General features: G+C 59.6%; 18 protein-coding genes. 9 read left to right on the top strand and 9 right to left on the bottom strand.

The genetic code is table 11. The features are described 5' to 3' along the window. Positions 1-1026 carry a murein transglycosylase A gene (gene mltA, locus AC72UB_RS00555; RefSeq protein WP_505188055.1) on the bottom strand — a complete coding sequence of 342 codons (1026 nt, stop codon included), beginning with the start codon at positions 1024-1026 and terminating at the stop codon, positions 1-3. Further along, a complete protein-coding gene (locus tag AC72UB_RS00550) occupies positions 1026-1685 on the bottom strand; it encodes a Tim44/TimA family putative adaptor protein (protein ID WP_505188054.1) in 660 nt (219 codons plus the stop codon). The genes mltA and AC72UB_RS00550 overlap by 1 nt, the downstream gene beginning before the upstream one ends. A gap of 108 nt (positions 1686-1793) precedes the next feature. Between AC72UB_RS00550 and AC72UB_RS00545 the strand changes: the two genes are divergently transcribed. Continuing rightward, positions 1794-2237, top strand: coding sequence for an FxsA family protein (locus AC72UB_RS00545; protein WP_505188053.1), 444 nt, complete (start codon positions 1794-1796; stop codon positions 2235-2237). A 57-nt stretch (positions 2238-2294) separates the two neighbouring features. Then, positions 2295-2777, top strand: coding sequence for a protein-export chaperone SecB (gene secB / locus AC72UB_RS00540; RefSeq protein WP_505188052.1), 483 nt, complete (start codon positions 2295-2297; stop codon positions 2775-2777). A gap of 37 nt (positions 2778-2814) precedes the next feature. Here the strand turns inward: secB and dnaQ are convergent, their stop codons facing one another. Genes dnaQ through AC72UB_RS00520 form a run of 4 tightly spaced genes read right to left on the bottom strand, consistent with a single transcriptional unit; the run spans position 2815 to position 5534 of the window. Further along, positions 2815-3513, bottom strand: coding sequence for a DNA polymerase III subunit epsilon (dnaQ, locus tag AC72UB_RS00535; protein ID WP_505188051.1), 699 nt, complete (start codon positions 3511-3513; stop codon positions 2815-2817). After that, a complete protein-coding gene (coaE, locus tag AC72UB_RS00530; RefSeq protein WP_505188050.1) occupies positions 3506-4102 on the bottom strand; it encodes a dephospho-CoA kinase in 597 nt (198 codons plus the stop codon). The genes dnaQ and coaE overlap by 8 nt, the downstream gene beginning before the upstream one ends. Next, positions 4099-4938 (bottom strand): shikimate dehydrogenase, encoded by an 840-nt coding sequence (locus AC72UB_RS00525; protein WP_505188049.1) that lies wholly within the window; start codon positions 4936-4938, stop codon positions 4099-4101. The genes coaE and AC72UB_RS00525 overlap by 4 nt, the downstream gene beginning before the upstream one ends. Next, positions 4935-5534 carry a Maf family protein gene (locus AC72UB_RS00520; protein ID WP_505188048.1) on the bottom strand — a complete coding sequence of 200 codons (600 nt, stop codon included), beginning with the start codon at positions 5532-5534 and terminating at the stop codon, positions 4935-4937. The genes AC72UB_RS00525 and AC72UB_RS00520 overlap by 4 nt, the downstream gene beginning before the upstream one ends. A 388-nt stretch (positions 5535-5922) precedes the next feature. Here AC72UB_RS00520 and AC72UB_RS00515 point away from each other — a divergent pair, with 388 nt between their 5' ends. From AC72UB_RS00515 to AC72UB_RS00485, 7 genes are all read left to right on the top strand, one after another. Then, entirely contained in the window at positions 5923-6387 is a 465-nt protein-coding gene (locus AC72UB_RS00515; RefSeq protein WP_505188391.1) for a CopD family protein, read from the top strand. A 121-nt stretch (positions 6388-6508) separates the two neighbouring features. After that, entirely contained in the window at positions 6509-7780 is a 1272-nt protein-coding gene (gene rho / locus AC72UB_RS00510; protein ID WP_463290815.1) for a transcription termination factor Rho, read from the top strand. Between the two features lie 28 nt (positions 7781-7808). Then, positions 7809-9089, top strand: a complete 1281-nt coding sequence (mnmE, locus tag AC72UB_RS00505; protein ID WP_505188047.1) for a tRNA uridine-5-carboxymethylaminomethyl(34) synthesis GTPase MnmE — start codon at positions 7809-7811, stop codon at positions 9087-9089. Positions 9090-9100: 11 nt separating this feature from the next. Beyond that, positions 9101-10966: a tRNA uridine-5-carboxymethylaminomethyl(34) synthesis enzyme MnmG gene (gene mnmG, locus AC72UB_RS00500; protein WP_505188390.1), complete on the top strand. Its 1866-nt coding sequence runs from the start codon at positions 9101-9103 to the stop codon at positions 10964-10966. Then, on the top strand, positions 10966-11598 hold the full coding sequence (gene rsmG / locus AC72UB_RS00495; protein ID WP_505188046.1) for a 16S rRNA (guanine(527)-N(7))-methyltransferase RsmG: 633 nt from the start codon (positions 10966-10968) through the stop codon (positions 11596-11598). Before mnmG ends, rsmG begins: the two co-directional genes overlap by 1 nt. Further along, the gene (locus AC72UB_RS00490) at positions 11591-12436 is read left to right on the top strand and encodes a ParA family protein (RefSeq protein WP_505188045.1); all 846 of its coding nucleotides are present in this window, start codon (positions 11591-11593) and stop codon (positions 12434-12436) included. Before rsmG ends, AC72UB_RS00490 begins: the two co-directional genes overlap by 8 nt. Continuing rightward, positions 12420-13334: a ParB/RepB/Spo0J family partition protein gene (locus tag AC72UB_RS00485; protein WP_505188044.1), complete on the top strand. Its 915-nt coding sequence runs from the start codon at positions 12420-12422 to the stop codon at positions 13332-13334. The genes AC72UB_RS00490 and AC72UB_RS00485 overlap by 17 nt, the downstream gene beginning before the upstream one ends. A gap of 18 nt (positions 13335-13352) precedes the next feature. Here AC72UB_RS00485 and hemW read toward each other — a convergent pair whose 3' ends face one another. The 3 genes from hemW to rph all read right to left on the bottom strand — a co-directional run bounded on the left by hemW (position 13353) and on the right by rph (position 16012). Beyond that, on the bottom strand, positions 13353-14516 hold the full coding sequence (gene hemW, locus AC72UB_RS00480; RefSeq protein ID WP_505188389.1) for a radical SAM family heme chaperone HemW: 1164 nt from the start codon (positions 14514-14516) through the stop codon (positions 13353-13355). A gap of 168 nt (positions 14517-14684) precedes the next feature. After that, positions 14685-15299 carry an RdgB/HAM1 family non-canonical purine NTP pyrophosphatase gene (gene rdgB / locus AC72UB_RS00475; protein WP_505188043.1) on the bottom strand — a complete coding sequence of 205 codons (615 nt, stop codon included), beginning with the start codon at positions 15297-15299 and terminating at the stop codon, positions 14685-14687. Further along, positions 15296-16012: a ribonuclease PH gene (rph, locus tag AC72UB_RS00470; protein ID WP_463290834.1), complete on the bottom strand. Its 717-nt coding sequence runs from the start codon at positions 16010-16012 to the stop codon at positions 15296-15298. The genes rdgB and rph overlap by 4 nt, the downstream gene beginning before the upstream one ends. Positions 16013-16110: the final 98 nt, after the last annotated feature.

The following is a 16110-nucleotide window of genomic DNA, read 5'->3' as shown; positions in this document are numbered from 1 at the left end:
TCAGCCTTCGGGCAGCATCGCATAGGCGCGGTCGATGGGCAAAAGCACCACAAGGCGACCGCCATCCTTGACCTGCCCCGCTGCATCGCCTGCGGCGTCGCCCGTTCCGTAGAACACATCCACCCGCTGCGGCCCTTTGATCGCGCCGCCGGTGTCTTGCGCCACCATCAGGCTGCGGATCGGATCGCCACCGTCTTTCTCGATCCAGACCGGCGCGCCGAGCGGGGTATAGTCGGGGTCAATCGCCACCGATCGCATTGGGGTGATTGACCGGCCCATCGCACCGATGGGTCCTTTTTCCGGCGGCAGATCATCAAGTTTGCGGAAAAAGATGTAGGACGGGTTGTAGTTCAGCATGGCGCTGCCCGCTTGCCCATTGGCGCGGACCCAATCCTGAATTCTTTGGGCCGAAAGCTCATCTGCGGTGTGGGTGCCGCGGCGGATCATCTCTTGACCGATAGACCGGTAGGCATGCCCGTTTCGCCCGCCATATCCCACGCGCATCACCTGACCATCGGGAAGGCGGATGCGGCCCGAGCCCTGAATGTGCAGGAAATAAACCTCGACCGGGTCTTCCAGCCAAGCGAGTTCCAGACCACGGCCACGCAGAGCGCCGGCTTCGATGCTGGCGCGGTCGTGGTATACTTGGCCATCGCGCAATTCGGGCGGGCGGCGGTAAATGGGATAGGCGTAGCGCGGGCTGCGGGTGAGAGAGCCGTTCAGCTCGGGTTCGTAATAGCCGGTGAAAAGCGCGGGCGGATCGCCGATGACCACGGGTCTGAAGAACAGTTCAAAAAACGCCTTGGCCGAGGCGTCGGACGCTCCGGCATCTGCGGCAAAAGCGCAGATCGGACGCCAGTCTGGGCTGGTCAGCTTGTCACAGGTTTCTAGAAAGCTGGTCAGAGCGGCGCGGTGGTTGTCATCCTCCCAGCCTTCCAGCTGGCTGAAATCAAGGATGGTTGCCCGGGCGGGGGTCGCCACGGTCATGGCAAGCGCCAGACAGCCAAGGACCGCCGCCGCACGCATCAGTCCCCGGTCGCCACAAGCTGCCAGTTCGGGTCTTGCACGCCCATGCGGCGGGCAAAGGTCCAAGCGTCGCGCTGGCGTTTGGGGCTGGTGGGGTGGCCGTCGACCACTTCGCCGGCGGCGTTGCGCACGACCGTGGTGAGTTCACCGGTGAAGCGAACAGTGATTTCGGCGGTCCGCGTGGCGGCGTCAAACTCGGCCTCGGCGACGGCGAGTTCGCGCAGCCCGATGAAATTGGCCTCAACCGTCAGGCCCTGACGTTCGCGGGCGTTGATCGCTTGGGCAAAGCTGGCCTCAACCTCGTCGTTCAGGAAAGGGCGGATGCTGTCGAGATCGCCGCGCTCAAAGGCCATGAGGATCATTTCATAGGCACCACGCGCGCCGGTCAGGAATTCGGACACCGAAAATCCCGGTTCAGCCTGTTTCATGGCCATCATGGCGCGGGCCGCGTCCGTGCCTTCGGCGACATGGTCGGTGATGTCGCGGTCAAGGCCACCTTCGATGACCTCAAACTTCTGGTTGGGGCGGGCTTTGGCCGGGTCGGCCGGCACGGCAGGTTTTTCAAACCCTTCGCGGGTTCCGAGAACCGCGCGCAGTTTCAGGATAAGAAAAACGGCAATCCCGGCAAGAACCAGAAGCTGCAACAGGGAAGAATTCATTTCGACCTCGGCACTAAATTGCCCAAAGGGTTGGAGGTTTGGGCTTAGAGAGCTTATGTAGGGACTGTGGGTGCGCAAGTCCAGTTTGCAGCGCCGGGGAACGAAAACATGTGGGTCTTTGCGCTTATTCTGGCCGTGCCGCTGATCGAAATCGGTCTTTTTGTCACGCTTGGCGGGGTCTTGGGGCTTTGGGGCACCTTGGCCTTTGTGCTGGGATCGTCCGTGCTGGGGGTTTCCATCTTGCGGCGCGCGGCGGGACCGGGGCAGCGGCGCGGCGGTATCCCCTTGCATCAGGTGGCGCGTGGTGGGTTTTCGATGGTGGCGGCGCTGCTGTTGATTTTGCCGGGGTTTTTGACCAGCGCCTTGGGGCTGATCCTGTTGATCCCGGTCGTGCAAAAAGCTGTGATTGCGCTGGTGGGTCAGCGTTTGGCTGCGCGCGGGTTTCGCTTTGACGGCAAGCCGCCGCAAAACGAGGTGGTGGAGGGGGAGTTTACCGTGGTGGTCGAACCACGGGATGAGACGCTGCCACCCTCGCGTTGGACCCGGCATTGAGGCCGCCTGATTGACCTGCTAGGAACAGCGTCAAGATCGTATTGAGGAGTTAAGGGAATGGCCGAGGAAAACGGCGCTGCGCCGCAGGTTCGCATGTCGGTGATGGCACAGTTCGTGCGCGATATGTCGTTTGAGAATGTCGTGGCGCAGAAGGGCGTGTCGGGCACCGATGTGCAGCCGGATATTCAGGTGGCTGTCAGCTTGGACGCGCGCAAGCGTCAGGTGGACCACCAGTATGAGATCGTCACGAAATACAAGGTGACGTCGAAGAACAAGGCCACCGGCGATGTGCTGTTCTTGCTGGAGGTGGATTATGGCGGCGTGTTCCACGTGGAAGGCGTGCCAGATGACCAACTGCACCCGTTCCTGCTGATCGAATGTCCGCGGATGCTGTTCCCCTTTGTGCGGCGCATCATTTCGGACGTCACCCGTGATGGTGGCTTCCCGCCGTTGAACATCGATACCGTCGATTTTCTGGCGCTGTATCGTCAGGAAATGGCACGTCGCGCCCAGGCGCAGGCGCAGGCCGTTCCGAACTAAGGCTTTTGAAAAGGCTGGCCCCTTAGCGGGCTGGTCTTTACGCCCGCTTTGTCCAAAGCGCCGCCGCGCCCAGCTTCGCCACCAAAGCTGAGTGCGCTGCGGCTTCATCGGCGGTGATCCGGCGCGCCAGCGGTTCGGGGCGCGGACGGGGTCGCCAATCATCGCTTTGCGCTGATCCGGATGCGTCGTTTTTCGCAGGCTGGCTGGCGAGTGCGAAGTCAGGTTGGCGGCCGCCGATCAGTTCCAGATAAACCTCGGCCAAAATCTCGCTGTCCAAAAGCGCGCCGTGCTTTTCGCGCGCGGAATTGTCGACACCAAAGCGGCGGCAGAGTGCATCAAGCGAGGCCGGAGAACCCGGGAACTTTTGGCGCGAGATTGCCAGCGTATCGATGGCGCGGGGCCAGTCGATGGGGGGCAGGCCAATCAGTTTCAGCTCAAAATTCAGGAACTTGATGTCGAAGGCGGCGTTGTGAATGACCAGCTTGGCGTCGCCGATGAAGTCAAGAAAGGCGCGGCCGATGTCGCGAAAGACCGGCTTGTCGCGCAGGAAGTCATCGCCCAGCCCATGAACTTCGAACGCCTCTTTCGGCATGGAGCGTTCGGGGTTGATATATTGGTGATAGGTGCGGCCGGTGGGCATGTGGTTGAAGAGCTCTACCGCGCCGATTTCCACGATGCGGTGGCCTTCGGAGGGTTCAAAGCCGGTGGTTTCGGTATCCAGAACGATTTCACGCATGGCGGCGGCCTTCGCGGATATGGGTGATAAGCGCGCGAACATAGGCGCGGGTGCTGTCGAGGGACAGAGTTTCCACGATATGCGTGGCGCGGGCGCGCTTTTCGGAATCGGGCATCTGGCGGGCGAGGATGGTTTGAAACTGGTCCTCGGTCAGGGTGCCGCGCGCCATGACGCGGGCCTTTTGCAGCGCGAGGGGCGCGGTGCAGAGAAGCGTGGCGTCCATCTGCGCCTCGGTGCCTTTTTCGAAGAGAAGCGGGATGTCGAGGACGATGATATCGGCCTGGGCCGAGGCAATGAAGGCGTCGCGGTCGGCGGCGACGAGCGGATGAACGATGGATTCAAGCTGTGCCAGCGCGGATGCGTCGGTGCTGATCCAGCGTTTCAGGGCGTTGCGATCAAGCCCGCTGGCGGTTTGGGCCTCAGGGCAAAGTGCCGCAATCGGGGCCACGGCGGCGCCGTTTGGGCCGTAAAGCCGGTGGACGGCGGCATCAGCATCCCAGACGGGCAGCCCTTCCTCGGCAAACATGGCGGCGGTGGTGGATTTGCCCATCCCGATGGAGCCGGTCAATCCAAGGCGAAAGGCTGTCATGCGCTGAGCACGGCTTGGCGGGTGGCCTCATCGACTGCCGGGGTGGGGCCGAACCAGCGTTCAAAGCCGGGGGCCGCCTGATGCAAAAGCATTCCAAGGCCGTCGACGATGGTGGCACCGCGCTGTTCGGCCTCGGCCAGAAAGGTGGTTTTGAGGGGGTTGTAGACCAGATCATTCACCACGGCGCCGGGTTCGATCGCATCAAGCGGCACGCGGAATTCAGGTTTGCCAGCCATGCCCAGAGAGGTGGTGTTGATGACGGTGGCGGCCCCTTCGAGCATATTGGCGGCCTGAACCCAGTCATAAACCACCAGCTTGGCGCCGAAATCTGCGCGGAGCGCCTCGGCTCGCGGGCGAGAGCGATTAGAAATCCGAATTTCCGGCACGCCCACCTCGATCAGCGCGGCGACCACGGCGCGGGCGGCACCGCCCGCCCCAAAGACGGCGGCGGGGCCCGCGGCGGGCACCCAGTGCGGGGCGTTTTGGCGCAGATTGGCGACAAATCCCGCGCCATCGGTGTTGTCGGCGTGGATTTTGCCATCCTTGCGGAAGATCAGCGTGTTGGCCGCCCCGATCAAGGCGGCGCGGTCACTGATGACGTCGGCGATCTTGAGAATGGCCTCTTTGTGCGGAAGGGTGACGTTCAGGCCGACAAAGCCGATCTTAGGCAGATGGCGCAGCGTGGTTTCAAGGTCTGCCGGGGCGACGTCCATGGGGATGTAATGGCCCTTGACCCCATAGCGATGCAGCCAGAACCCATGCAGGGCCGGGGATCGGCTGTGGGCGATGGGGTGGCCGATGACACCGGCGAGGGGGATTTTGGCAAGCTCTGTCATGCCGGAATAAAACCCCGGGTCGCGAGATAGGACAAGAGGGGAAGCAGCGGCAGACCAAGGATGGTGAAATAATCGCCATCGATCCGGCTAAAGAGCCGCACGCCTTCGGCTTCGAGCATGTAGGCACCGACGGAGTGGCTGATGTCGGGCCAGTTTCTGGCGAGGTAATCGTCAAGGTAGGCTTCGCTGAAGTCACGCATGGTAAGGCGGGCTTGGCCGACATGTCGCCAGATCGGCTCACCCCCGTCATAAAGCACGGCAGCGGAGAGGAGGCTGTGGGTCTGGCCGCGCAAAGACAGAAGTTGGGTGCGCGCTTGATATGGAGAGGTGGGTTTGGCGAAGGCTGTCCCTTTGAAATCAAGCACTTGATCGCAGCCAAGGACCAAGCTGCCGGGGGTGCGGCTGGCGATCCGGGCGGCCTTCATCTCGGCCAAGGCATCGGCGATGTCGCGGGGGGTGGCGCCTTCGGCTTCAAGGCTTTGGCGGATGGTCTCCTCATCGACGCGCGCAGCCTGAGCCGTGACGTCAAGCCCCGCGTTGCGCAGGAGCTGGAGGCGGATGGACGAGGTGGAGGCGAGGATCAGGGGGCGGGACATGGCTGTGGATAAGTTACAACGGGATTTGGGGATGAGTGGCAGCTGCGGGGCGCTTGGACGACAAGGTGTTGGCAACTGCGGTCTTGTCAAGATGAATGACAGGGATTGTCCACATGAGGACAACAGGCCAGCCGGGGTTGGGATAGGGCGTTATCCAAGGGCGATGCAATGCCTCTCTGTGGGTAGAAATTTCTGTTAATTATTTGACTTATATGGCATATTTTGCTTGGAACAGACTTTGTCAATTGTTTTCCACAGGGTTTTGCTTGTGGGCATATTTGGGGATGATGTCAGCTGTTCCGATACCCACAGCCCCTACATCTTCATCTTCCATTAAGACTCTATTTCTTTAAGAAGAAGAAAAGCACAGAGAATGGGTAGGGATCAGATGGGCGGGTTTTTGGCGGACTGGTATCTTTGGACCAAGGCGTTGCATGTCGTGTCTGTCATCTCGTGGATGGCGGGCCTGTTTTACCTGCCCCGGCTGTATGTCTACCATGTTGAGGGCCTGAAGAAGCAAGGTGTGGTGGCTGGCAGCGAGATGGATCAGTTGTTCCAGCATCAGGAACGGTTGCTTCTGCGCGCGATCATGAACCCTGCGATGATTGCGACCTGGGTTTTTGGATTGGCACTGGTGGTGACGCCGGGGATTGTGGTCTGGAGCGAGGCTTGGGTTTGGGTCAAGGCGATCTCGGTTGTGGCCATGACGGTGTTTCACATGTGGCTCGCGGCGCGTCGCAAGGCGTTTTTGGCGGGTGAGAACCTGCTATCGGGGCGGCAGTACCGCATGATGAACGAGGTTCCGACGGTCTTTATGCTGTTGATCGTCTTTGCGGTGATCCTTAAGTTCTGAAAACTTGACTCGAGCCGGTTGCCGCCGTATGGCCGGATCATGCGTGGGCCGTCCGGCCGGAAGCGCTTTCCTGTATACCGATATGCTGATCGCCTGATTTGGGCGAGCCGAGGGGACTTCGATGACTGTCGAGCATTTGAATCTTGCTGATCTGAAGGCAAAGACGCCGGCTGAGTTGCTGGCGATGGCCGAAGAATGGGAGATTGAGAACGCGCCTTCGATGCGCAAGGGCGAGATGATGTTCTCGATCTTGAAAGAGCATGCCGAGGAAGGTTGGGAAATCGGCGGCGACGGTGTGTTGGAAGTGTTGCAGGACGGGTTTGGGTTCTTGCGCAGCCCCTCGGCCAACTATCTGCCGGGACCAGATGATATCTATGTGGGTCCCGAGATGATCCGGCAGTTTTCGCTGCGGACGGGGGATTCCATTGAGGGCGTCATTCAGGCGCCGCGCGAGAATGAGCGCTATTTCAGCCTGATCAAGGCGACGAAGATCAACTTTGATGATCCGGAAAAGGCGCGCCACAAGGTGCACTTCGACAACCTGACGCCGCTTTATCCGGATGAGCGGCTGAAGATGGAGATTGAAGACCCGACGGTGAAGGACCGCTCGGCCCGGATCATTGATCTGGTCTGCCCGATCGGGAAGGGCCAGCGCGCCTTGATCGTGGCACCGCCGCGGACGGGTAAGACGGTGCTGTTGCAAAACATCGCCCATTCGATCGCGACCAATCACCCGGAGTGCTATCTGATCGTGCTGTTGATCGACGAACGGCCCGAAGAAGTGACCGATATGCAGCGCAGTGTGCGCGGTGAAGTGGTGTCCTCGACCTTTGACGAACCGGCGACGCGCCACGTGGCCGTGGCGGAGATGGTGATTGAGAAGGCCAAGCGTCTGGTCGAGCACAAGCGCGATGTGGTGATCTTGCTGGATTCGATCACCCGGCTTGGGCGCGCGTTCAACACGGTGGTGCCGTCGAGCGGCAAGGTTCTGACCGGTGGTGTGGATGCCAACGCGTTGCAGCGGCCCAAGCGGTTCTTTGGTGCGGCACGGAACATCGAAGAAGGCGGGTCGCTTACGATTATTGCGACGGCCTTGATCGACACCGGAAGCCGGATGGACGAGGTGATCTTTGAAGAATTCAAGGGCACCGGCAACAGCGAGATCGTGTTGGACCGCAAGGTTGCGGACAAGCGCGTGTTCCCGGCGATTGATATTCTGAAATCCGGGACCCGGAAGGAAGATCTGTTGGTCGATAAGCTGGATCTGCAGAAGACCTATGTCTTGCGGCGGATTCTAAACCCGATGGGGACCACGGATGCGATTGAATTCCTGATCTCGAAGCTGAAGCAGACCAAGTCGAACGGTGAGTTCTTCGAGTCTATGAACGCCTGATCCTCGTTTACTTTCAAGGGGTTGAATGATGGATACAGTATTCGCCCTGGCAAGCGCCCGGGGGAAAGCGGGCGTTGCCGTCATTCGGGTGTCTGGTGATCAAGCTTGGGTCGCCGCCGAGGCGCTGTGTGGTGGATTGCCCGCACCCCGCAAGGCTGGGGTTCGCCGGGTTCGCCATGAGGGGCGGGTGCTGGACGAGGCGCTTGTGCTGGTGTTTGAGGCCGGGGCGAGCTTTACCGGGGAACCCTGCGTTGAGTTGCAGATTCATGGCGGCACGGCGACGGTTCGGGCGGTGTTGCGGGCTTTGGCCGTGCAACCGGGTTTGCGCCTTGCGGAGCCGGGCGAATTCAGCCGACGCGCGCTTGAAAATGGGCGGATGGATCTGACGCAGATTGAAGGTCTGGCTGATCTGATCGACGCGGAGACCGAAGCCCAGCGGCGCCAAGCCATCGCGGTAATGTCGGGTGATTTGGGGCGGAAAGCCCAGCTTTGGCGCGCGGATCTGGTGCGGGCTTCGGCGCTCTTGGCTGTGACCATCGATTTTTCTGATGAAGATGTGCCAGAAGAGGTGTCGGACGAGGTTGTCCGGCTTTTGAGTGGTGTTCGGGATGGAGTTGGCCGGGAGTTGGCTGGGGCCTTGGCTGCGGAGCGCATCAAAGACGGCTTTGAGGTGGCGATTGTGGGTGCGCCAAATGTCGGCAAGTCGACGCTGCTGAATGCTCTGGCTGGGCGGGAGGCTGCGATTACATCGGACATTGCGGGTACGACGCGGGATGTGATCGAGGTGCGCATGGAGATCCACGGCTTGGCGGTCACTTTGTTGGATACGGCGGGGTTGCGCTTGTCTGACGACCGGGTGGAGCAGATTGGGATTGCGCGCGGGCTGGACCGTGCGCGCGGGGCCGACTTGCGGATTTTCCTTAAGGAGGGCGATGAGGCGTTGCCGCTTTTGCCGGAAAAGGGTGATATTGTGGTTCTTGCGAAGGGGGATCTTCGGTCTTCCGAGGGCCTTGCGGTTTCGGGCAAGACGGGAGCGGGGATTGATGACTTGATCTCGCGGATTGGAAATGTACTTGGTGAGCGCGTATCCGGCTCGAGTCTTGTGATTCGAGAGCGTCAGCGCAGCGCCCTGCTTGGTGCGATGGCCTCTTTGGAGTCTGCTCAGGCTGTGCTGCGGGCTGATGCCGGGGTGGAGCTTGCTGCGGCGGAGATTCATGCGGCTTCGGTGTCGCTGGAAATGATGATTGGCAAGGTTGGTGTGGAAGATCTGCTTGAAGAGATTTTCTCGCGGTTCTGTATCGGAAAGTGAGGATGTTTCACGTGAAACATTTTGATGTCATCGTCATTGGGGGCGGGCATGCCGGCACGGAAGCGGCTGCGGCAGCTGCCCGCATCGGCGCGTCGACTGCGCTGATCTCTTTGCGTCGTGCGGCTATCGGCGTGATGTCCTGTAATCCGGCGATTGGGGGCCTGGGAAAGGGCCACCTCGTGCGTGAGATAGACGCCCTTGATGGCGTTATGGCGCGCGCTGCAGATCGCGCCGGGATTCAGTTCAGACTGTTGAACCGGCGAAAGGGACCGGCCGTTCAAGGGCCGCGGGCGCAAACAGATCGCAAACTGTACCGCGAGGCGATTCAAGGGCTTCTTGCCAAAGAAGAGAACCTGACGGTGATTGAGGGGGAGGTGACGGGCCTCACGCTCGACTCCGGTCGGTTTGCGGGTGTTGAGTTGGCGGATGGGAGCGTTATTTCTGGCCGGTCTGGAATTCTGACGGCTGGGACGTTTCTTCACGGCCTGATTCATATTGGAACCAGCCGTACCTCTGGTGGCAGGATGGGAGATTTGCCCTCGATCAAGCTTGCTGATCAGATGGGCGATCTCGGCTTGAAGACCGGGCGATTGAAGACGGGGACCCCGCCCAGGCTCGATGGCAAGACCATTGACTGGTCGCGGACCGAAGAGCAGCCCGGTGATGACGAGCCGTCGTTGTTTTCCTTTATGAGCGCTGGGCCGGTGGTTCGGCAGGTGTCGTGTGGTGTGACCCATACCAATGAGGCCACCCATGAAATCATCCGCAAGAACATCCACCTCTCCGCCATGTACGGCGGTCATATCGAAGGTGTTGGACCGCGGTACTGCCCGTCGATCGAAGACAAGGTCGTTCGATTTGCCGACAAGACATCGCATCAGATCTTTCTGGAGCCAGAAGGACTGGATGACGACACGATTTACCCCAATGGTATTTCCTCTTCCTTGCCGCTGGAGGTCCAAGAGGCCTATGTGAGATCGATTGTGGGCCTTGAGGATGTCAAAATCCTCCAGCCAGCCTATGCGATCGAATATGATTTCTTTGATCCTCGCGATCTGACCCAGACGCTCATGACGCGTGACTTGGAGGGCCTGTTTTTTGCGGGTCAAATCAATGGCACAACGGGTTATGAAGAGGCGGCTGCGCAGGGTTTGGTCGCTGGACTTAACGCAGCCAGTTATGCGCGGGGCGGTGAGAAGATCCTGTTTGGGCGCGCAGACAGCTATATTGGCGTGTTGATCGATGATCTTATTCATCGCGGCGTGACCGAACCCTATCGCATGTTTACATCGCGGGCTGAGTTCAGGCTTGCCCTGCGGGCGGATAATGCGGATCAGCGCCTGACACCTATGGGCGTTGGGCTGGGCTGCGTACGACCAGATCGCATGGCGGCCTTCGAGCAAAAGATCACGGCACTTGAGGCTGGCCGGGAGATTCTGTCGAACAGCAGCTTTAGCCCTAAAGAACTTCGTGCGGCGGGTATCAACGTCAACATGGACAGCGGGCGTCGCACCTTGCTGCGTTTGTTGTCGATGCCCGAGGTGACGCGTGAGCAAATCAATGCGCTGCAGCCCGAAGCCGCCAAGATCGATCCGGCAATCCGCACGCAGATTGAGAATGATGCGCTTTATCAGCAGTACCTTGACCGGCAAGAGAATGACATTGCCGCCATGCGCCGTGAGGAAGAGACGCTGATCCCACCAGATCTGGAGTATCGCGGCCTTCCAGGTCTTTCGGGGGAGCTGGCTGGTAAGCTGTTCTTGCGGCGACCCGAAACTCTGGCGCAGGCGTCGCGCATCGAAGGCATGACGCCGGCGGCGCTCGCCCTTATCCTTGCGCATATCAAGAAGGCCAGACGTGCGGCCGCCGGGCGATGATGCGTCTTCATGAAATAGAGCACGCAATTGGCGTGCAGGGCGGCGTCTCGGATATTAGCCTTGACCGGCTCGTCCAGTTCGAACGGCTTGTAGAAAAGTGGAATCCGTCGATCAATGTCGTCGCCAAGTCGACAATCGGTGACATTTGGCACCGGCATATCCTTGATTCCATTCAGCTCTTTCAGATTGCAAGGCCTGACCAGAGAACTTGGCTTGATTTGGGGAGCGGGGGCGGTTTCCCGGGCATAGTCGTTGCGATTTTGGCCGCCGAGGCGATGCCAGAAATGCGGGTTTCTCTGGTGGAAAGCGACCGTCGGAAGGGCGTGTTTCTGGGCGAATGCATTCGTCAGCTGGGACTTTCTGCGGCTGTCTACCCGTCACGGATCGAAGATCTCGCAGCGCAGAACGCTTGCGTCGTGTCAGCGAGAGCGCTCGCGCCGTTGCAATCTCTATGTGCTTTTGGCTTCAGACATGTTCGCCCGGGCGGCATCTGCGCCTTTATGAAGGGCGCCACAGTGGAGGCCGAGATTGTCGAGGCTGAGAAGGCATGGCGATTTGACCTTGACCGCGTCACAAGTGTTACCGATAGCCGGTCTTCGATCCTGTTTCTGAGGGGCCTTCGTCATGTCTGAATTTGTTGCCCCATCAACGCCTCGCATTCTTGCGGTGGTCAATCAAAAGGGCGGGGTCGGCAAGACAACGACAGCGATCAATCTGGCGGCTGCCTTTGTTGAATGCGGCGCGAGGGTGCTTCTTGTTGATCTCGACCCGCAGGGGAACGCGTCGACTGGGCTTGGCATCGCGCCCGCGCAGCGGAAGCTCTCGACGTTTGATTTGCTTGTGGACGAGGTTGCGATTGGTGAGGTTGTGCAAGAGACGGCGATCTCGGGCCTTTATCTTTGCCCAGCGTCCTCGGATCTGTCATCGGCGGACATAGAGCTTGTTTCTAGGGAAAAGCGCAGCTTCCTTTTGCACGACGCGCTGCGGCAGCCGGATGTTTCATCCTTTAATCTTGACTACATCCTTATCGATTGCCCGCCATCGCTTAATGTGTTGACGGTGAATGGGTTGGTGGCAAGCCATGCTGTTCTGGTGCCGCTTCAGACTGAGTTTTTTGCTTTGGAAGGGTTGTCGCAGTTGATGCTGACGATCCGCGAGGTGCGTCAGGCCGCAAATCCGACGCTGCGCATTGAGGGCGTGCTTTTAACGATGCATGATCTGCGGAACCGCTTGGCGCAACAGGTGGAATACGATGCGCGAGATGCGCTTGGAGAGCTTGTTTTTAAGACAACAATACCGCGCAATGTGCGTGTCAGCGAAGCCCCGTCCTATGCGCAGCCCGTGTTGACCTATGATGGGTCATCCAAGGGCTCGGTGGCCTATCGGGCGCTGGCGAAAGAGATTCTGGCAAGACACCCACTGGTCGGTAAAGTTAACGTTAAGGGGCAGGGCGATGGACAAGAAAAGTGATCGGCGCGGGCTTGGGCGTGGTCTCTCGGCGCTTATGGCTGATATCAACTTGACGCATGACGACCAAGACGCCGCCCCCACGCGGCGCCCTGATCTTATGGTTGCGGTCGAGGATATTCAGCCAAACCCGCATCAGCCCCGTCGCCATTTTGATGATGCCTCTTTGAAGGATCTGGCGGATTCAATCCGACGTAAGGGGATCATCCAGCCCTTGATTCTGCGCCCAATCTCTGGACCGACGAAGTTTGAGATCGTTGCGGGTGAGCGGAGATGGCGTGCGGCGCAACTTGCTCAGCTGCACGCTGTCCCTGCAATTCTTCGCGATTTTTCGGATTCCGAGGTTTTGGAGATTGCGATTATTGAGAATATTCAGCGCGCTGAGTTGAACCCGATTGAGGAGGCGCTGGCTTATCGGCAGTTGATGGATCGGTTTGGCCATACGCAAGAAAAGGTCGCTGAGGCGCTTTCAAGAAGTCGGAGCCACATCGCCAATCTTTTGCGGCTTCTTTCGCTGCCTGAGGAGGTTCAGTCTATGGTGGCCGCTGGCGGTTTGTCTGCCGGACATGCGCGGGCGCTGATCACGCTGCCGAATCCGCTTGAACTCGCGCTCAAGGTTGTTGGGAAAGGCCTTTCCGTTCGCGAAACGGAAGCGTTGGTCAGAAAATCGGCCGTCCCTGGTTCTCGCTCCAGAAAGGGATCAGGCCCGAATGAGAAGGATGCCGATACGCGCGCACTCGAGGCAGATCTTTCTGCTGGCCTTGAGATGGGCGTCCGTATTGATCACGATCTCTCCGGTGGTGGCCGGCTAACGATCACCTACGGTAACCTTGATCAGCTTGATCTGTTGTGCGGCGCGCTTTCTGCCGCGGCGCTGGATGCCAGCCTGCGCAAGATTTGAGGCCTGGGGGCGGGTTTCTTAGTCTGCCGCAAGGTCTTTTAGGATTCCGTTCAACACAAGTCTTCCTGATCTGGTTGTTTTGAGCCAGCCTTCGTCCCGTGAGATTAGGCCGAGATCAATGAGGGGGACGAGTCTGTGTTCGGGAATCTGTCTTTCGGCCATCTTGGCGTAACGCTCAAGGTTTAAGCCTTCGTTTGTTCGAAGCGACATCAGCAAATACTCGAGCGCGACATCCTCACGCGAGAGCTTTTCCCAGGGGCGATCACCACCTTTTTCAGACGACACGGCGCTGAGCCAAGCCGTTGGGTCCCTGAAGGCCTCGGTTGCGAAACGGCCATCATCGCGTGTCACGCGCCCATGCGCGCCCGGGCCGACCCCTATGTAGTCGCCACCGCGCCAATAGATCATGTTGTGGCGTGACTCTGATCCCGGCGTGGCGTGGTTTGACACCTCATAGGCAGGTAATCCTGCAGCGCCACAAAGGTCTTGGGTAAGGTCATACATATCCGCTGAAAGGTCTTCGCTCGGCAATCCCGCCAGCTTTCCCCGCGCTGCGCGTGCCGCGAAAGCTGTGCCGTCCTCGATCGTCAGTTGATAAAGCGAGAGATGGTCGCCTGCGAAGTTTAGCGCTTCGCTGAGCTCTGATTGCCACTCGGTAAGCGACTGAAACTGGCGTGCGTAGATGAGATCAAAGCTCACTCGATCGAACGTGCTTTTCGCAATCTCAAGCGCCTTGAGTGCTTGCTGCTTGGAGTGCATGCGTCCGAGCGCCCGAAGCGCCGCGTCATCCAGTGCTTGGACGCCGAGAGAGACCCGATTAACACCCGCGCGACGATATCCTTCGAACCTCGCCGCCTCGACGGAGCCGGGATTGGCCTCGAGTGTGATCTCAAGGTCGTTCACTGTCCGCCAGTTATCGCGAACGCATTCGATGATCCCCGCGACCACGTCCTGCGTCATCAGGGATGGGGTTCCACCGCCAAAGTAAACCGTTTGCAGCACGCGCCCGTGCGTTTTGGCCGCTTGTCGGCTAATCTCCGAGCGGTAAGCCTCAAGCCAGGCGTACTGATCGACCCGCTCAGCGACATGGCTGTTGAAATCGCAATAGGGACACTTGGATTCACAAAACGGCCAATGGATGTAAAGACCGAAGCCGCCAGCTTGCCAGTCATGGGCAGTCATGTTGGGCGCGGCAGGGGTCTGCACGGTGTCACCTCTTGGTTTCGGTTCGTCTAAGGTGGCGCCCCAGCTCGGATCCGCAGTTAGGGCGCAGCTTGCCTGGGTGGCCTGGGCACCGCGAAGCGGGCGTATGTAGACTCGGGCCGCCCGTAAGTATGGGCCTGGAATGTTTCACGTGAAACATTCGGAGGTCATCTGACGGAAGGCCGCAGCGCGATGGCTTAACTGGTTTTTTTGCGGACCACTCATTTCCGCAAAGGTCAGGTCATGCCCCTGAGGCTGAAACATCGGGTCATACCCATGCCCCAGTGCGCCACGCAGCGGCCAAACCAACTGACCCTCCGCCGCACCCTCAAACACCTCTTCATGCCCATCCGGCCAGGCCAAAACCAAAGCGCAGCGAAACCGTGCCGAGAATGGCGGCGCGGCACCCGTCTCTACGATCAGCCCCCACGCCTTCTCCATGGCCCGCAGAAAGTCGCGCCCGCCCGGACCCTCGGCCCAATCAGCTGTGTAAACCCCTGGAGCCCCACCTAGAACGTCAATCTCAATCCCCGAATCGTCGGCCAACGCCGGCAATCCGGTTGCCTGCGCAACATGATGCGCCTTGAGCCGCGCATTCCCGACAAAGCTCGTTTCGGTCTCCTCCGGCGCATCCAGACCGAAGTCAGATGCCGACGTCACAGACACCCCAAACGGCGCCAGCAGCGCGACAAGCTCATCAACCTTCCCTTGGTTGTGCGTTGCAAGAACCAACGTGCCGCCCGTAAACCGTCGCCCGGTCATAGCCCCAGCGCAGCCTTCTGCGCCGCCACCAGATCAGCGCAGCCGGTCTTCGCAAGCGCCAACAGCGACAGCATGTCATCATGCGAAAAGCTGCTTCCCTCGGCAGACATCTGAACCTCAACCAGCCTGCCGCGCCCGGTTAGCACAAAATTGCCGTCCGTTCCCGCGTTGGAATCCTCGGGATAGTCCAGATCCAACACGGGCTGACCCGCATAAATACCGCAAGAGACCGCCGACACATGGTCGATAATCGGATCGCTGCTGATGGCGCCCGCGGCCAAAAGCCGATTAACCGCCAACCGCAAAGCCACCCACCCGCCGGTGATAGACGCACAGCGCGTCCCGCCATCAGCCTGAATCACATCGCAGTCAATCACGATCTGACGCTCACCCAGCGCGGCGCGATCCACACACGCCCGGAGCGACCTACCAATAAGTCTTTGAATTTCCTGGGTTCTTCCAGATTGCTTGCCTGCTGCGGCCTCACGCTTTGTCCGAGAGTTTGTTGCCCTGGGCAACATCCCATACTCTGCAGTCACCCAGCCAAGCCCGGTGTTCTTCAAGAAAGGCGGGGTCTTTTCTTCAAGCGATGCCGAGCACAAGACATGGGTCTCCCCCATCTTGATAAGACAGGACCCCTCGGCATGCCGCATCGGGTTGATCTCGATCACCACATTGCGCAATTCGTCTAGCTTCCGGCCCGATGGACGCATCATTCTTCTCCTGAACTGTCTTATGCCAAATAGGCCGGAGCGTCCTTGTGATGCAACCCTCATTGACGCTGGCCGCATCCCGTCCATACTCATTGTGC

This window comes from Allotabrizicola aquatica (SeqCode) (assembly GCF_965194375.1).
Classification (GTDB): Bacteria; Pseudomonadota; Alphaproteobacteria; order Rhodobacterales; family Rhodobacteraceae; genus Tabrizicola_A; species Tabrizicola_A aquatica.
This window is presented reverse-complemented; position numbering and strand designations above follow the sequence as displayed.

Excerpts from the sequence above, each read along its gene's own strand:
- mltA (WP_505188055.1), bottom strand. The coding sequence starts at position 1,026 with ATGCGTGCGGCGGCGGTCCTTGGCTGTCTGGCGCTTGCCATGACCGTG.
- AC72UB_RS00550 (WP_505188054.1), bottom strand. The coding sequence starts at position 1,685 with ATGAATTCTTCCCTGTTGCAGCTTCTGGTTCTTGCCGGGATTGCCGTT.
- AC72UB_RS00545 (WP_505188053.1), top strand. The coding sequence starts at position 1,794 with ATGTGGGTCTTTGCGCTTATTCTGGCCGTGCCGCTGATCGAAATCGGT.
- secB (WP_505188052.1), top strand. The coding sequence starts at position 2,295 with ATGGCCGAGGAAAACGGCGCTGCGCCGCAGGTTCGCATGTCGGTGATG.
- dnaQ (WP_505188051.1), bottom strand. The coding sequence starts at position 3,513 with ATGCGTGAAATCGTTCTGGATACCGAAACCACCGGCTTTGAACCCTCC.
- coaE (WP_505188050.1), bottom strand. The coding sequence starts at position 4,102 with ATGACAGCCTTTCGCCTTGGATTGACCGGCTCCATCGGGATGGGCAAA.
- AC72UB_RS00525 (WP_505188049.1), bottom strand. The coding sequence starts at position 4,938 with ATGACAGAGCTTGCCAAAATCCCCCTCGCCGGTGTCATCGGCCACCCC.
- AC72UB_RS00520 (WP_505188048.1), bottom strand. The coding sequence starts at position 5,534 with ATGTCCCGCCCCCTGATCCTCGCCTCCACCTCGTCCATCCGCCTCCAG.
- AC72UB_RS00515 (WP_505188391.1), top strand. The coding sequence starts at position 5,923 with ATGGGCGGGTTTTTGGCGGACTGGTATCTTTGGACCAAGGCGTTGCAT.
- rho (WP_463290815.1), top strand. The coding sequence starts at position 6,509 with ATGACTGTCGAGCATTTGAATCTTGCTGATCTGAAGGCAAAGACGCCG.
- mnmE (WP_505188047.1), top strand. The coding sequence starts at position 7,809 with ATGGATACAGTATTCGCCCTGGCAAGCGCCCGGGGGAAAGCGGGCGTT.
- rsmG (WP_505188046.1), top strand. The coding sequence starts at position 10,966 with ATGCGTCTTCATGAAATAGAGCACGCAATTGGCGTGCAGGGCGGCGTC.
- AC72UB_RS00490 (WP_505188045.1), top strand. The coding sequence starts at position 11,591 with ATGTCTGAATTTGTTGCCCCATCAACGCCTCGCATTCTTGCGGTGGTC.
- AC72UB_RS00485 (WP_505188044.1), top strand. The coding sequence starts at position 12,420 with ATGGACAAGAAAAGTGATCGGCGCGGGCTTGGGCGTGGTCTCTCGGCG.
- hemW (WP_505188389.1), bottom strand. The coding sequence starts at position 14,516 with ATGACTGCCCATGACTGGCAAGCTGGCGGCTTCGGTCTTTACATCCAT.
- rdgB (WP_505188043.1), bottom strand. The coding sequence starts at position 15,299 with ATGACCGGGCGACGGTTTACGGGCGGCACGTTGGTTCTTGCAACGCAC.
- rph (WP_463290834.1), bottom strand. The coding sequence starts at position 16,012 with ATGCGTCCATCGGGCCGGAAGCTAGACGAATTGCGCAATGTGGTGATC.